We start from the raw sequence: 14977 nt of genomic DNA, 5'->3' as shown, positions 1-14977 counted from the left end.
TGATGGACATGCTGGACGAGGCGGCGGAAAAGCCGAAGGACGACGCCGACGTGCGGGTCGGCCGGCGCGTGCGAGCGCTGCGGTTGGAGCGCAATCTTTCGCTTGCGGATCTCGCCGCCAAGGCAGGCGTGTCGATCGGTGCGCTGAGCCAGATCGAGCGCGGCATGTCCTCGCTTCGGGTCAGGGTGATCTGGCCGCTTGCTGCAGCGCTCGACATCGAGCCGTCGGCGCTGATCGCCGACGGCAACGATGCCGTCAACGATCTCTATTGCGTGCGCGCCAACAGCCGGCGACAGATCCCGGTCAAGTCGGAAGGCATCGCCAAGGCGCTGCTGTCACCGCCGGCCGCCACGCTCACCGGCATGCTGGTGACGGTCGACGCAGGCGGCGGCACCGCCGAAGCCTATGCGCACGCCGGCCATGAGTTCGGCTTCGTCCTGTCGGGCGAGGTCGAGCTGGTGGTCGATTCGGCCACCTACGGGCTGAAGGCTGGCGACAGCTTCGCCTTCAAGAGCACCTTGCCGCATGCCTTCCGCAATCCGGGTACCGAGCGCTGCCAGATCCTCTGGGTCAACACGACAAAACCGTCCGAGGTGCGTGATGGCGCTTGATCCGCTGGTGCGGCTGCAAGCGGTCTCGAAGATTTTTCCCGGCGGCATTGTCGGGCTCGATGCCGTCGAGCTCGACATCGCCAGCGGCGAGTTTCTGACCTTGCTCGGCCCCTCTGGTTGCGGCAAGACCACGAGTCTCAGGGTGATCGCCGGTTTCGAAAGCCCGTCGAGCGGCAAGGTGCTGCTCGAAGGCCGTGACATCACCGGGCTCAGGCCCTTCGACCGGCCGGTCAACACCGTGTTCCAGGACTACGCGCTGTTTCCGCATATGAACGTCGCCGAAAATGTCGGCTTCGGCCTGTCGCTACGCAAGCTTTCCGGCACCGAACAGGCCAGGCGCGTCGGCGAAGCCCTCGACATGGTTGGCCTGGCCGACAAGATCGGCGCCAGGGTCTCGGAACTGTCGGGCGGCCAGCGCCAACGCGTTGCGCTCGCTCGCGCCATCGTCTGCGAACCGCGCGTGCTGTTGCTTGACGAACCGCTGTCGGCGCTCGACGCGCATCTGCGCGAACAGATGCAGGTCGAACTGAAGCGGCTGCAGTCGCGGCTCGGCACCACCTTCGTCATGGTCACCCACGACCAGACCGAAGCGCTGTCGATCTCCGACCGCATCGTCGTCATGAACAAAGGCCGTATCGAGCAGATCGCGCCGCCGGCGACGCTCTACGACCGGCCCGCCACAAAATTCGTTGCCAGTTTCATCGGCACGATGAACCTGCTGCAGTCGCGCTTTGTCGGCCGCGATGGCGATCGCTTGCGTTTCACCGCCGGCGCCTTGCCGCTCGAGGCCACATCGGAAACCGGCGATGCCCCCGGCGAAGGCGCGGTGCGCACCATCGGCGTGCGTCCGGAAGATTTGCTGGCAACGACCGAGGCAGGCGCCGGCAGTGCTCCGGCGCGGGTCAACAGCATCGTCTTTCACGGCCGCACGCTGCGCCTGCATGCTGAGCTGGGGCAGGGGACGCCGGTGGTGATCGATGCCCCGCGCCAGGCGGAGGGTTTTCAATTCAGCGTCGGCGACGTGGCGCATATCAGCCTGCGGCGTGGCGCAAACTGCCCTATGCTGGCCAGCTAATCTGATAGTCCATTTCCAGAAAAACCGGAGTTTCCCCATGAGCAATCATCTGAACTTCTTTATCGATGGCAATTGGGTCACGCCCGTCGTGCCGGCAACGCTGGATGTGATCGACCCCTCCACCGAAGAGGCGTACACCAAGATTTCCGTCGGCTCGAAGGCCGATGTCGACAAGGCCGTGGCGGCGGCCAAGGCGGCCTTTCCGTCCTTCTCACAAACCAGCAAGGCCGAGCGCCTGAAGCTCCTGAAGCGCATCCTCGAAGTCTACAACGAGCGCTATGAGGACATTGCGCAGGCCGTCAGCCAGGAAATGGGCGCGCCGATCACCTGGGCGCGCGAGGCGCAGGCCTGGGCGGGCAGGGCGCATATGGAAGCCACTATTCATGCGCTGGAGGACTATGAATTCCAAGAGAAGCGCGGCGGCACCATGGTGGTCAAGGAGCCGATCGGCGTCTGCGCGCTGATCACACCGTGGAACTGGCCGCTCAACCAGATCGTCTGCAAGGTGGCGCCGGCGATCGCCGCCGGCTGCACGGTCGTGCTCAAGCCCTCCGAGATCGCGCCGATCAGCGGCATCGTCTTTTCAGAGGTGATGCAGGCCGCCGGCACGCCGCATGGCGTCTACAACATGATCAATGGCACCGGCCCCGATGTCGGCCAGGTCATGGCCGGCCACCCCGATGTCGACATGGTCTCGTTCACCGGCTCGACCCGCGCCGGCATCATCGTCGCCAAGACGGCGGCCGAGACGGTCAAGCGCGTGGCACAGGAACTCGGCGGCAAGTCGGCCAACATCGTGCTGCCGGACGCCGATTTCGAAACGGCGGTGCGCAAGGGTGTCGAGGGTTGCTTCGGCAACAGCGGCCAGTCCTGCGACGCGCCGACGCGCATGCTGGTGCCGGCCGCCCGCCACGACGAGGCGCTCGCCATCGCCAAGAAGGCGGCCGAAGCGCACAATGTTGGTGATCCGCGCTCGGAAGAAACCAAGCTCGGCCCGGTGGTCTCCAACATCCAGTACGACAAGATCCAGCGGCTGATCGAAGCCGGCATCGCCGAGGGCGCCACGCTGGTCACCGGCGGCCCCGGCCGGCCAGAGCACCTCAACCGCGGCTACTATGTCAGGCCGACCGTCTTCGGCCATGTCACGCCCGGCATGACCATCGAAAAGGAAGAGATTTTTGGCCCGGTGCTGTCGGTCATTTCCTATAGCGATGACGACGACGCGGTGAAGATCGCCAACGACACCGTCTATGGCCTCGCCGCCTATGTGCAATCCGGGGATATCGACCACGCCCGCAAAGTTGCAGGACAGCTGCGCGCCGGGCAGGTCTCGATCAACTACCCCGAGTGGGACACGTTCGCGCCCTTCGGCGGCTACAAACAGTCCGGCAACGGCCGCGAATATGCCGACTGGGCGATCCACGATTTCCTCGAGGTCAAGGGCATCATCGGCTACGGGGCGTAGGGTTCGGATCCCTGCTCGGCAGGTCTTCCTCAACCGTTGAAATCGCGGGCGCTGGTGCGGAAAGCATCAGCGTCCGCTTTGTTTTCGCTTGATTTGTTCACTATTTGTTCTACAAGTCTCGATCGGGTACAATTTGCCGGACGAGACCAGTTATGAGTGGGCAACCTGCATTCGGAACCGCGAAGAACGGCCAGATCTTTTTTCACTGGGAGGAGTTCGAGCGACATTTCGACGACCGGATATTTTTCGCCATCCTTGCCGAGAGCGCGATCGCCGGCCCCCTCGCGCGGAAGGCCGTCGCCTTGGATAGGGAGCTAGGGCTGCAAGGCTGGTTTGTTCCGGAAGACCACATCCATATCTCGCTCGTCGGTCTTGGCGACCACGATGGGTTTCCGAAAGAGTTGGTCGAAGTCGCCTGCCGAATAGGCTCGATGATCGTTGCGAAACCTTTCGAGGTTTCGTTCGATCGCTTGTCGGCTTTTGGCGGTGGCGCGTTGGTCTTGCGAAGCAGCGACGGCAATCCGGCGCTGCAAGAATTCTGGCGCAACCTCACGGCAGTGATTTCCGACAGCCCGTTGAAACCCTTTCTCACAAGATCCATTGAACCACATATCACGCTGCTTCGTGACGAAGTGGGTGTTCCTAAAATCCGTGAGCGACCGATTGATCCAGTCAGTTGGATGGTGCGGGATTTTGTGCTGATCCACAGTCTCATCCGGAAGGGCATCTACAAAAAACCTGGACGTTGGCAATTGACCGGCCAGGACGATTCCCTGGCCGGCATGTGAGAATCGTCGTCACATGGTCCGCACGATATTCATCATCCTGACATGGCTTGTCAGCTACCTCGGGATTGACGATGGCAGGCCAGCGCGCTGTCCCCTACTTGCAATGCGTCTCAACAGGAGGAACACATGACCATCACGGAAATTGCCAAGGATTTCACCGAGCTGCTCAGGCACGGCGATCACCAAGGTGCTGCTGAAAAGTACAACGCCGATGATATCGCCAGCTACGAAGCCATGGAGGGGCCGATGGCCATCACCCGTGGCAAGGAAGCACTCCAGAAGAAGGGCCAGTGGTGGCAAGAGAACAACGAAGTCCACGGCGGCTCGGTCGAGGGGCCCTATGTCAACGGCGACCAGTTCGCGGTGCGCTTCAAGTTTGACATAACGCCCAAGGCTACCGGCGAGCGTGCCACCATGGATGAGGTTGGTCTGTACACGGTCAAGAACGGCAAGATTGCCGAAGAGCGCTTCTACTATTGAGGCCCGAAAGACCACCAGCTTCCGGAAACCTGCTCGCTTCGCTGCAGGGTTGAAAAATGGCGGCCGGGACGATGCCCTGGCCGCCATGTGAGAAGCTCAAATCGTCTTCACATACTCTGCGAGTTGGTCGGCCACCGTGCCCCAGCCGTCGAAGAAACCCATCTCTTCATGGTTCTTGCGGGTGGCCTCATCGCGGTGGATGGCGGTGGCGGTGTAGCGCGTGCCCTTGCCGTCCGGCTGGAGGGAAATGACCGCTGTGATGAAGGGCTCCCCTGACGGCCGATAGCCCGGCAGCAGCGCATCCGTCCACACCAGCCGCTCATTCGGCACGATCTCGAGATAGCAGCAATGGCGGTCGTTGACCTCCCTGCCGTCGGGCGATTGCATGCGCGTCCGGAACAGGCCGCCGGGCCGAAGGTCGATCTCGCAGTCGGTGATGATCCATGGCTTCGGCGTGAACCATTGCTTGACATGTTCCGGCGTCGTCCAGGCTCTCCACAACAATTCGCGCGGCGCATCGACGACGCGCTCCAGCACGAGGTCCAATCTGGGGTCCGGCTTGAAGGGATAGCTCATACGTCTTTCTCCTTGAGGGTCATCACATAGGCGTCGAACTGGTCGAGGCGGCGCTCCCACAATGCGCGCTGTTCGGCCAGCCAGTTTTCGGCAAGCTTCAACGGCTCGGGCGCCAGCCGGTAGGTTCTGACGCGGCCGGCCTTTTCCGAACGCACCAGGCCGCAGCCCTCGAGAACCCGCAGATGTTCGATGAAGGAGGGCAGGGCCATCTCGAAGGGCTCTGCAAGCTCGCTGACCGAAGCGGGGCTGCGGTTCAGCCGCTCCACCACGCGCCGCCGCGTCGGGTCGGACAGCGCGCGAAAGATGCCGTCGATCGGCGGAGGGCTCGGATTTGCTGTGTGGAGGCTCGTCATGGGTGGTCCCGAACCATTGTCAAAGAGTGGTTGGATAATACTTAGGAAAATTCCTTAGTATTGGCAAGCCCGAAAACCGAAGATGTCGGCCAAGGGTGCTGGCAAAGCGGAAAGGGCGGTTTTAGGCTGCAAAGCGGATTCGACTGTCAGCCAAGGAAGCACGCCTTTGACCACGATGTACGGCATCACCACCTGCGACACGATCAAGAAGGCGCGCGTCTGGCTGGAAGGCCATGATGTGCCCTACCGCTTTCACGACTACCGGGCGGAAGGGTTGGACGCCAAGCGGCTGGATGGCTGGGTCGGCAAGGTCGGCTGGGAGATCCTGCTCAACAAGGCGAGCACGACGTTCCGCGAATTGGCGGACAAAGACAAGTTGGGCCTCGATGAGAAGAGGGCCAAGGCGCTGATGCTGGCCAAACCGACGATGATCAAGCGGCCGGTGCTGGAGGTCGGAGATCGCATCCTCGTCGGCTTCAAGCCTGATGTTTATGCGCAGGCGGTGAAGTAGAGCGCTGCACACCCTCACTTCGTCATCCTATGGCGGAGCAAGGAGCGAAGCGACGCGGCGCAGACCATAGGATCCTGTGTGTTCGCTCAGGTTGATGGTTCACTGGTGGGAAGGGACCGAGCCATGCCACGGCCTGCCCCGAAAGGGCGACCAGGATCCTCTCGGCCTCCTTCCCACTTCAACCATACCACCTGAGCGAACACATAGGATCCTCGGGTCAAGCCCGAGGATGACGAAGTAGATACCCCGCCAGCGCCACCGCATTGTTGTGCGCCTCGTCATGGGCGCCGTAGAGCAGCGTCACCCGGCCTTTGCCAAGCAGTGCCCGCAACTGCCCAACCACCTCGCCATTCCCGTCAAGCTCAGTGCGATACCGCTTCTGGAATTCGGGCCAGCGCTCAGGCTCATGCCCGAACCATTGGCGCAATTCATTGCTCGGCGCGATGTCCTTCAGCCATAGGGCCAGCGCGGCATTCTCTTTGCTGACCCCGCGCGGCCACACGCGGTCGACCAGAACCCGCTGCCCGTCATCCGGGGAGGGTGGCTCGTAGACGCGCTTGACGGCGATGTCGAAGGCCATGCCAACCTCCGGCGTGCGGACCGTCAGGCCCACTCGCCCTTGCGCATCACCGGCACGCGGCTGCCGTCCTTGCAGACGCCGTCGATGTCGATCTTGTCCGAGCCGATCATCCAGTCGATATGGATGAAACTCTTGTTGCCGCCGCGTGCCGCGATCTCGTCCTGGCGGAGCGAGCCGCCGTCGACGAAGCACTTCGAATAGCATTGGCCCAGCGCGATGTGGCAGGCAGCGTTCTCGTCGAACAGCGTGTTGAAGAACAGCAGGCCGCTCGCCGAGATTGGCGAGGAATGCGGCACCAGCGCCACTTCGCCGAGACGGCGCGAGCCCTCATCGGTGTCGAGCACTTTCTTCAGCACATCCTCGCCCTTCGAAGCCTTGGCCCCGACGATCCTGCCTTCTTCGAAACGCACCGAGATCTCGTCGATCAGCGTGCCTTGATAGGACAGCGGCTTGGTCGAGGAGACATGGCCCTCGACGCGCCTTGCATGCGGAGTGGTGAAGACCTCTTCGGTCGGAATGTTCGGATTGCAGGTGACGCCGTTCTTGGCGGTCGAGGCGCCACCCATCCACTCATGGCCGTCGGCCAGCCCGACGGTGAGATCAGTGCCCGGGCCGGTGAAATGCAGCGCGTGGAAATTATGGCCGTTCAGCCATTCGGTGCGGTTGCGGAGTGCCGCATTGTGCGCCGTCCAGTTGCCGATCGGGTCTTCCACATCCACCCGCGAGGCGGCAAAGATGGCGTCGGCGAGTTTCGCGACGGCGACGTCATCGGTGTCGCCTGGGAACACTTGCTTGGCCCAGGCCAGGTCGGGATAGGCGACGATGTTCCAGTTGATGTCGAAGCCGGTGATCTTTTCCAGCGCCGGCTGATAAGCGATCGAATTCGCTTTGTTGGCGCGCGCCACTTTGGCCGGGCTCTGCGCCGACAGCAGCGACGGGTCCTCGCCGCGCACGGCAAGCCGCGCCGCATTGTTGGCGAAGGCCTTGGCCATGCCCTCGTAGAGCCAGCCGGCGGCGCGGTCGAAGCCGGCATCGGCGCCGAAGCGGTAGCGCGCCAGAGTCATCTCGTCGTCGTTGAAGATCGGCGTCACCAGGCCAGCACCTGCCTTGTAGGCGTGCTCGACAATACGCCGCGTCAGCGGAAGTGCCGCGATCGACGATGTCAGCACCAGATCCTGTCCCGGCTGCAATTGCAGCCCGACCTTGATGGCGACCTCGGCCAGCCTGTCGAGTTTCACCGGGTCGATCGATGCGGAAACGCCGCGCGAATGTGTGGTCATGATCCTGCCTGCCGTGATGTTGGGGTCTGGTTTTTACATAGACCGCCAGGATGGCGCTTTCCACCGCCATTGCGCTGGGCCAGGCTCAGGCGGCGCTTTCGAGCGAGCTGAACTGCGCCATGGTCGCCTCGATTTCCTCGCGGACCCAAATCTTGAAATCCCTGACCTTGCGGCTCTCGCTCTTGCTGGCCGAGGTCACCATCCAGTAGCCCAGCCCGCTCTCGGCCCGCACGCCGAACGGCGCGACAAGCCGGCCGTCGGCGAGAGCGTCGGCGGTCAGCAATTGCCAGGCAAGCATCACGCCATGGCCGGCAATCGCCGATTCCAGGCACAGCATCGGATCGGTGAAGCGCGCGCCCTTGAGGAAAGTGACGGGCTCGACGCCCGCTGCCTCGAACCAGCTGTCCCAGCTGATCATCGACTGCTCGTCGGTAATGGCACAGGTCTGCGCCAGGTCTTGGATCGACTTCAGTCTGGCCGCGATCGACGGCGCGCAGACCGGAAACACCTCCTGCGCCAGCAGCAGTTCGGCGCGCACGCCGGGCCATGTGCCGTCGCCCATCCGGATGCCGATGTTGATGTCGGAACGGTCGAGATCGGTGATCCGACCCGAAGCGTCGATGCGCAGCAGCACGTTCGGGTGCCGGGCAAAATGCCGGGATAGCCGGGGCAGCAGCCATTTCGAGGCAAAGGCCGGCGCCACCGAAACCACCAGCGTGCATTCGCTTGCTTCGTCAGCGAGCGCCACCGCCTGGGCGAGTTCGCGAAAACCCGCGCCGAGCCGGGTGGTGAACACGGCGCCGAACTCCGTCAGCACGAGGCCGCTGGCGGTCCGTTCGAACAGCGCCCGGCCAAGTTGTTTTTCTGTCCGCTTGATCTGCTGGCTGACGGCGCTGACGGAAACGTTGAGCTCGCTGGCTGCCGCCGCAAGCGACCCCAGGCGGGCGACGGCTTCCACGGCGCGCAAGCCGTTGAGATGGACGCGGTTCAGCATAGCCATACAGTTTTTCTAAACCGATACGGTTGAAATCTCAATTGAAAGATGGGACGGGAAGGCAGATTTTAAGGAGACCAGTCAGACCGAGGAGGCAAAGATGGTGAAGATTTTATCTCGGCTTAGCGTCTTTTTTGCCGCCGACACACGGCAAGGCGCACGGCAGGACAATGAAATCGCCGGCTGGGTGACCGATCCGCTGTCGCATCCGGTGCTCGATACCATGTCGGAGCGGGAACTGGGCGACGTGCCGTTCCGGTTGACGGCTCGGCGCACTGCCTACGAGACGGCCACTGCACAGGCCAGCTGCCGTTGAGCTGCTGAAGTCCGGTAGCGAGCCTTGCTGGCCCAACAAAAGCGGATTGTTTCAGCGCCCGGCAAATCTATTGTGCGCTGCGATGAAAGCCGCTTCACCCTTGCGTCTCGCCTTCGCCGGCATGTTTGCCATGGCCGTCGCCATGGGCATCGGCCGTTTCGTCTACACGCCGATCCTGCCCGGCATGATGGAAGAGCTTGGCCTGTCGACGGCGGATGCCGGATGGATCGCTTCCGCCAACTATCTCGGCTATCTCATTGGCGCGCTCGCGGCCGCCGGTAGCTGGGCGCATGGGCGCGAACGTCTGCTGATGTTTTCCAGCCTTGCAGCCAGCGCCATCCTCGCCGGCGCGATGGGCCTGACCGGCAGCATGGCTGCGTTTCTCCTCATCCGCTTTCTTGCCGGTCTGGCCAGCGCCTTCGTCATGGTCTTCATGTCCAGCATTGTCTTTGGTCATCTGCTGGCGGCTAACCGCAACAACCTGCAGGCGCTGCATTTCGGCGGCGTCGGCCTCGGCATTGCGGCCTCCTCGGCGCTGTTGGCGATCCTTGTTACCGAACACGCCGGCTGGGCGGCGGGCTGGCTGTGGTCGGCCGTGATTTCGGCTTGCGGCTTTGCCGTCGTGGCCTTGCTAGTCGGCAGCACCGCCCCCGCCAATGGCGTTGCCGGTCGCGAACCGGCGCTGCCGAACGACCGGTCGCTGATCAAGATCATTGTCGCCTACGGCCTGTTCGGCTTCGGCTATGTGGTGACGGCGACGTTCCTGGTCGCCATCGTCCGGCAAGGTGGCGGCGGCCGCGTTTTCGAGGCAACCGTCTGGATGGTCACCGGCCTCGCCGGCTTTCCCTCAGTCTGGCTCTGGCAGAAGATATCAGCACGGATCGGGCTTTACGCAGCCTACGCCGTGGGCTGTATCGTCGAGGTGGTTGGCGTTACTGCCAGCGTCGCCATGGGCGGAACCATCGGGCCGTTGCTCGGCGGGCTTCTGCTCGGCATCACCTTCATCGCCATCACCGCGCTCGGCCTGCAGACCGCAAGGCAGCTTGTCCCCCAAGCGCCCCGCCGGATTTTCGCGGTGATGACCGCTTCCTTCGGCGTCGGCCAGATCGTCGGCCCGATCGTCGCCGGGTTGCTCGCGCAGGCGTCGGGCGACTTCTTCCTCGCCTCGATCGTCGCTGCCGTTGTCCTGCTTGTCTCGGGGGCGATCACCTGGTCGGCTGCGCCAAAATCGCCATGATTATGGTCTTGCTCGGTGCCGGGCATCGGTCACCATTTTCTTTCCAATCGATGTGTGACCTTATGCCCGCTGAACAGCAACCCCGCTGATTTGCACATCGACCGAGGAAGCCCCCACAGTGTTCGTATCCTTCTTCCCGAAGCCGAAGTTGTTTTTCACCTCGGCTGTCCTATGGAGTCTCGCCGGCATTTTGTTCTGGTTTTTTGGCGGGGAGCAGCTCGGCGCGTTGGTCGGTCTGCCGCCTGCGGCGGCCGGTGTGCCTCCAGTCCTCGGAATGGCGATCTTTTGGACCAAGCCTTTTATCTGGTTCTATATCTATTTCGGCTTTTTGGTCGGAGCCTTCTATGCCTTCTGGCGTGTTTATTCCCCTCATCCTTGGCAAGGATGGTCGATTCTGGGTTCGGCGCTGATCCTGTTTTCGACATATCTCAATGTGCAGATTTATGTGGCGCTCAACAATTGGCGCGGTCCCTTCTTCGATCTCTTCCAGAAAGCGATTACGACCCCAGGTTCAGTTACCGCCGGCGAACTCTATTCAATGTTCTGGATCTACGCCTGGATCGGCGCCGCCGGCATGGGCTTGTTCGTCATCACCCGGTTTTTCGTGAGTCACTACATCTTCCGTTGGCGCACGGCCATGAACGACTACTACATGACGTACTGGCAGCGGTTGCGACATATTGAAGGCGCCTCTCAGCGCGTGCAGGAGGACACCATGCGGTTCTCCACGACGATGGAAGGCCTTGGTGTGTCGCTGGTTGATTCAGCAATGACCTTGATTGCATTCCTGCCACTGCTTGCGCAGCTTTCCAGCCATGTGAAGGTCCTGCCCCTCGTTGGCGAAATTCCGTATTCTCTGGTTGTCGCTGCGGTTACCTGGTCGATCTTCGGTACGGCCCTTCTCATGATTGCAGGTGTCAAACTGCCAGGGCTGGAGTTTAAGAATCAGCGAGTCGAGGCTGCCTACCGCAAGGAACTGGTGTATGGCGAAGACGATGCGGCTCGTGCAACGCCGCCGACCGTGCGCGAACTCTTTTCCCACGTCCGACGCAACTACTTCAACCTCTACTTTCATTACGCCTACTTCAATGTCGTTCGGTCCGGCTATCTGCAGGCCGATGCCATATTCTCAAGCTTGATCCTCATCCCCACGATTGCTGTCGGAACAATCACACTGGGAATATGGCAGCAGGTTTCCACTGCCTTCGGCCAGGTCAGTTCCTCATTTCAGTATCTGGTGAATGCCTGGCCGACGATCGTCGAACTGATCTCCATCCACAAGCGCCTGCGCGCCTTCGAGGCGACGCTGGATGGAGAACCTTTGCCTGAGATCGATCAGCGCTACCTCGAACGTCAGGGCGCCGAGGATTCGGCCTGATATCTCTGGAGAACGTGGGCGGCTCAGCCGCCCACCGCCGCCTGCTTTTCGATGTGCCGCGAAACATAGTCGCGAAAGCTGATGCACTCGACATCGGCCTTCACACAAACTTCACCGGCAAAGCGCTCCAGTGCGGTCCAGTAGGCGCCGTTGTTCATCAGCGTGAAATGGAAGCCGAGTTCCAGCGGAATGCGTTTGCCGGCATATTGCTTGTCGAAGGCGGCGCGAAAGGCGTCATAGGTACGCTCAATGAATTCCTCTGCCTTGCTTGGCCGCGCGAAACCGCCGGAATGGCGGACAAAGAGATTGTAGTCCATGGCGATCACCGGCTTTGACTTCGGACCTTCCGGGATCTGCGGCAGCGAAAAGCGCGTGATGCCGTTGCGGGTCGGCGGCCGGGCCGGGCCGCGCGAGACGCCGCTGGCGTCGAACAGGAAGCCCGCCGCCGGCAGCGCCGCGTAGAGCGCCCTGTTCGCCGAAAGATACGGCGCGCGGAAGCCGACCACCGCCTTGCGGGCAAAGCTGCGCCAGCCCGCGGGTTCGTGCGCAATGCCGTTGATGGCATAGGCATTTTCGAGAATGTGCTGGAACGAGCTGAATTCGCTCAGCCAATCGGCTTTGCTCCAGTTCTTGCCGTCGAAATGGCCGCAGCCATGGCTGCCGATGTCGTGGCCTTCCGCAGCGGCAAGCCCGATCTGCTCAAGCCGGTCAGCCACCTCCTGTTTTGAGGCGGCAAAGCCGATGTTGGATTTGCCTGATGTCTTGCCAGGCGCCGTATATTCCGTGCGCGTCTGCGGCGACAGCAGGAAGACACAGGAAAGAAAATAGGTGAAATGTGCGCCGGTGCGTTGCGCCAGCGCCCGGCTGCGCTTCCATTGCGAAATGTCGCGGGCGCTGTCGAACGAGATGATGACGATCTGCTTCGGCTTTGTTACCGGCCGCGCTGCAGGTGGATCGGCGAAAGCAGCACTCGTTGTGGCGAGCGCGGCGATGGAAAACGCAAGGACGCGGGACAAACGAGGCATCGGCAATCTGATCTGGATCCGGAAGCGGTCAAAGGCCGGCTATCGTCAAAATGTGGCGTGGGTGCGGTCGCGCCCAATGGTCGCCCTTACAGCGGCCTGCACTGCGATTAGCCGATTTTCCTGTCGAACCCCTTCCATGCCGGCAAAATTTCGCTAAAACGCGGGCTCAAGAACGGCCCCGACGGGGCAGGAATGGTTTTGATCGATGTCGGACGACAGTTTTATCCGCGAAGTCAACGAAGAGATTCGTCGCGAACAGGCGCAGGCGCTGTGGGATCGTTTCGGTCCTGCCTTGCTTGTCCTCGCTATATTGGTGGTGGTCGGCACCGCTGCCGTCGTCGGCTACCGCTATTGGGACGAGACCCGCGCCAATCGCTCGGGCGATGCCTTCTCACAGGCGCTGAAGCTTGCCAATGATGGCAAGACCGACGAAGCGCTGACCGCCCTCACCGAGCTGGAAAAGGACGGCTACGGCGCCTATCCGCTGCTCGCCCGCATGCGCGGGGCAACCGTCAAGGCAGACAAGGGCGACGTCGATGCTGCCGTCAAGGATTTCGACGATGTCGCCGCCGACACCGCCATTCCGTCCGGCATTCGTGACATGGCGCGCCTCAGGGCGGCGCTGCTTCTCGTCGATCATGGGTCCTTCGCCGATGTCTCCAGCCGCGTCGAGGCGCTGACCGCCGACACCAACACGCTGCGCCATACGGCGCGCGAGGCGCTCGGCCTTGCCGCTTGGAAGGAAGGCAAAGCCCAGGATGCGCTCAAACTGTTCGACCAGATCGCTTCGGATGACGGTGCCCCGCGCAACACGCGCGAGCGGGCGACGTTGATGTCCGATTTGATCCGCGGGTCGGGCAGCGCGTCGTGACGGATGACATTCAAAGTCGCCATCATCGGTCGGCCTAACGTCGGCAAATCGACCCTTTTCAATCGGCTGGTGGGAAGGAAGCTGGCGCTTGTCGACGACACGCCGGGCGTCACCCGCGACCGTCGCGTCCACGCCGCCAAGCTCTACGACCTGCATTTCGACGTCATCGACACCGCCGGCTTCGAAGATGCCGCGGCCGCGACGCTGCCGGGCCGTATGCGGGCACAGACCGAGATCGCCATCCGTGAAGCCGACCTGATCTTCTTCACCGTCGATGCCAAGTCCGGCCTGATGCCTGATGACAAGACCTTTGCCGAGATCGTGCGCAAGTCCGGCAAGCCGGTGGTTCTGGTCGCCAACAAGGCCGAGGCGAAGGGCGCCCAGGGCGGCATGCTGGAGGCCTGGGAGCTTGGCCTTGGCGAGCCGATCCCGATCTCGGCCGAACACGGCCAGGGCATGCCCGACCTGCGCGACGCGGTGATCTTGGCGCTGGGCGAGGCGCGCGCCTTCGGCGAGGAAGAGGGCGACATCGAGGCTGAGGCAGCCGCCAGCGAAGTGCTGATCGGCGAGGACATCGTCGATCCGGATGCCGAGCACAGCTATGACGATACCAAGCCGATGCGCATCGCCGTCGTCGGCCGTCCGAATGCCGGCAAGTCGACGTTGATCAATGCGCTGATCGGCGAGGAGCGGCTGCTGACCGGACCGGAAGCCGGCATCACCCGCGATTCCATCTCCGTCGACTGGGACTGGCATGGCCGTCGGCTGAAACTGTTCGACACCGCCGGCATGCGCCGCAAGGCCAGGATTCACGAAAAGCTGGAAGTGATGTCGGTGCAGGATGGCTTGCGCGCCATCCGCTTTGCCGAGATCGTCATCATCGTGCTCGACGCCACCATCCCCTTCGAGAAGCAGGATCTGCAGATCGCCGATCTGATAATCCGCGAGGGCAGGGCGCCAGTGATTGCCTTCAACAAATGGGACCTGATCGACAACCCCCAGGAACTCTTGGCGGAATTGCGCGAGAAGACGGAGCGGCTTCTTCCCCAGGCGCGCGGCATGCAGGCGGTGACGGTGTCGGCCGAAACCGGGCGTGGCCTCGACAAGCTCATGGATGCCGTCATCAGGACGCACAAGGTGTGGAACAGCCGCGTTTCCACCGGCAAGCTCAACCGTTGGCTGGAAGGCATTCTGGCGCATCACCCGCCGCCCGCCGTCGCCGGGCGCCGGCTGAAGATCAAATATGTCACGCAGGCCAAGACGCGGCCGCCGGGCTTCGTTGTCCAGTGCTCGCGGCCCGATGCGATGCCGCAATCCTATGTCCGCTATCTCTCGAACAGCCTGCGCGAGGCCTTCGACATGCCGGGCGTGCCGATCCGCATTGCTTTGCGTACCTCGGACAATCCGTTCGCCGGCAGGGCAAAGAAGCGCAACTGA

General features: G+C 62.5%; 17 protein-coding genes. 11 read left to right on the top strand and 6 right to left on the bottom strand.

Annotated features, from left to right (window positions below; translation table 11 throughout):
- Positions 1-2 precede the first annotated feature (2 nt).
- The 5 genes from LHFGNBLO_RS31190 (at position 3) to LHFGNBLO_RS31170 (ending at position 4419) form a co-directional block, all read left to right on the top strand.
- Entirely contained in the window at positions 3-611 is a 609-nt protein-coding gene (locus LHFGNBLO_RS31190; RefSeq protein WP_258609989.1) for a cupin domain-containing protein, read from the top strand.
- Positions 601-1686, top strand: a complete 1086-nt coding sequence (locus LHFGNBLO_RS31185; RefSeq protein ID WP_258603765.1) for an ABC transporter ATP-binding protein — start codon at positions 601-603, stop codon at positions 1684-1686. Before LHFGNBLO_RS31190 ends, LHFGNBLO_RS31185 begins: the two co-directional genes overlap by 11 nt.
- Before the next feature lie 37 nt (positions 1687-1723).
- Positions 1724-3151, top strand: coding sequence for an aldehyde dehydrogenase family protein (locus tag LHFGNBLO_RS31180; RefSeq protein WP_258603763.1), 1428 nt, complete (start codon positions 1724-1726; stop codon positions 3149-3151).
- 152 nt (positions 3152-3303) lie between these two features.
- Positions 3304-3939 (top strand): 2'-5' RNA ligase family protein, encoded by a 636-nt coding sequence (locus tag LHFGNBLO_RS31175; RefSeq protein WP_258603761.1) that lies wholly within the window; start codon positions 3304-3306, stop codon positions 3937-3939.
- Between the two features lie 126 nt (positions 3940-4065).
- Complete coding sequence (locus LHFGNBLO_RS31170; protein WP_258603759.1) at positions 4066-4419, top strand: nuclear transport factor 2 family protein; 354 nt, start codon at positions 4066-4068, stop codon at positions 4417-4419.
- Positions 4420-4515: 96 nt separating this feature from the next.
- Here LHFGNBLO_RS31170 and LHFGNBLO_RS31165 read toward each other — a convergent pair whose 3' ends face one another.
- Together LHFGNBLO_RS31165 and LHFGNBLO_RS31160 are read right to left on the bottom strand one after the other, a co-directional pair.
- Positions 4516-4995 (bottom strand): SRPBCC family protein, encoded by a 480-nt coding sequence (locus tag LHFGNBLO_RS31165; RefSeq protein ID WP_258603757.1) that lies wholly within the window; start codon positions 4993-4995, stop codon positions 4516-4518.
- Entirely contained in the window at positions 4992-5348 is a 357-nt protein-coding gene (locus LHFGNBLO_RS31160; RefSeq protein WP_258603755.1) for an ArsR/SmtB family transcription factor, read from the bottom strand. Before LHFGNBLO_RS31160 ends, LHFGNBLO_RS31165 begins: the two co-directional genes overlap by 4 nt.
- 175 nt (positions 5349-5523) lie before the next feature.
- On the opposite strand from LHFGNBLO_RS31160, the gene LHFGNBLO_RS31155 reads away from it, so the two are divergent.
- Positions 5524-5859 carry an ArsC family reductase gene (locus LHFGNBLO_RS31155; protein WP_258609987.1) on the top strand — a complete coding sequence of 112 codons (336 nt, stop codon included), beginning with the start codon at positions 5524-5526 and terminating at the stop codon, positions 5857-5859.
- A gap of 217 nt (positions 5860-6076) precedes the next feature.
- Here the strand turns inward: LHFGNBLO_RS31155 and LHFGNBLO_RS31150 are convergent, their stop codons facing one another.
- The 3 genes from LHFGNBLO_RS31150 to LHFGNBLO_RS31140 all read right to left on the bottom strand — a co-directional run bounded on the left by LHFGNBLO_RS31150 (position 6077) and on the right by LHFGNBLO_RS31140 (position 8719).
- Positions 6077-6439, bottom strand: a complete 363-nt coding sequence (locus LHFGNBLO_RS31150; protein ID WP_258603753.1) for a DUF488 domain-containing protein — start codon at positions 6437-6439, stop codon at positions 6077-6079.
- Between the two features lie 23 nt (positions 6440-6462).
- Positions 6463-7719: an aminopeptidase gene (locus LHFGNBLO_RS31145; protein WP_258603751.1), complete on the bottom strand. Its 1257-nt coding sequence runs from the start codon at positions 7717-7719 to the stop codon at positions 6463-6465.
- A gap of 85 nt (positions 7720-7804) precedes the next feature.
- Entirely contained in the window at positions 7805-8719 is a 915-nt protein-coding gene (locus LHFGNBLO_RS31140) for a LysR substrate-binding domain-containing protein (RefSeq protein WP_258603749.1), read from the bottom strand.
- 94 nt (positions 8720-8813) lie between these two features.
- On the opposite strand from LHFGNBLO_RS31140, the gene LHFGNBLO_RS31135 reads away from it, so the two are divergent.
- The 3 genes from LHFGNBLO_RS31135 (at position 8814) to sbmA (ending at position 11644) form a co-directional block, all read left to right on the top strand.
- Positions 8814-9029 (top strand): hypothetical protein, encoded by a 216-nt coding sequence (locus LHFGNBLO_RS31135; RefSeq protein WP_258603747.1) that lies wholly within the window; start codon positions 8814-8816, stop codon positions 9027-9029.
- Positions 9030-9111: 82 nt separating this feature from the next.
- Positions 9112-10266 carry a YbfB/YjiJ family MFS transporter gene (locus LHFGNBLO_RS31130; RefSeq protein ID WP_258603746.1) on the top strand — a complete coding sequence of 385 codons (1155 nt, stop codon included), beginning with the start codon at positions 9112-9114 and terminating at the stop codon, positions 10264-10266.
- A gap of 118 nt (positions 10267-10384) precedes the next feature.
- A complete protein-coding gene (gene sbmA, locus LHFGNBLO_RS31125) occupies positions 10385-11644 on the top strand; it encodes a peptide antibiotic transporter SbmA (RefSeq protein ID WP_258603745.1) in 1260 nt (419 codons plus the stop codon).
- Positions 11645-11667: 23 nt separating this feature from the next.
- Here the strand turns inward: sbmA and LHFGNBLO_RS31120 are convergent, their stop codons facing one another.
- Positions 11668-12669, bottom strand: coding sequence for a polysaccharide deacetylase family protein (locus tag LHFGNBLO_RS31120; RefSeq protein WP_258603743.1), 1002 nt, complete (start codon positions 12667-12669; stop codon positions 11668-11670).
- Positions 12670-12874: 205 nt separating this feature from the next.
- Here LHFGNBLO_RS31120 and LHFGNBLO_RS31115 point away from each other — a divergent pair, with 205 nt between their 5' ends.
- Both LHFGNBLO_RS31115 and der read left to right on the top strand, forming a co-directional pair.
- On the top strand, positions 12875-13540 hold the full coding sequence (locus LHFGNBLO_RS31115) for a tetratricopeptide repeat protein (protein WP_258603741.1): 666 nt from the start codon (positions 12875-12877) through the stop codon (positions 13538-13540).
- Positions 13541-13543: 3 nt separating this feature from the next.
- Positions 13544-14977, top strand: coding sequence for a ribosome biogenesis GTPase Der (gene der / locus LHFGNBLO_RS31110; RefSeq protein ID WP_258603739.1), 1434 nt, complete (start codon positions 13544-13546; stop codon positions 14975-14977).

The sequence above is a fragment of the Mesorhizobium sp. AR10 genome (assembly GCF_024746795.1).
Classification (GTDB): domain Bacteria; phylum Pseudomonadota; class Alphaproteobacteria; order Rhizobiales; family Rhizobiaceae; genus Mesorhizobium.
The sequence above is the reverse complement of the archived record's forward strand: the minus strand, read 5'-3'. Positions and strand labels throughout refer to the sequence as shown.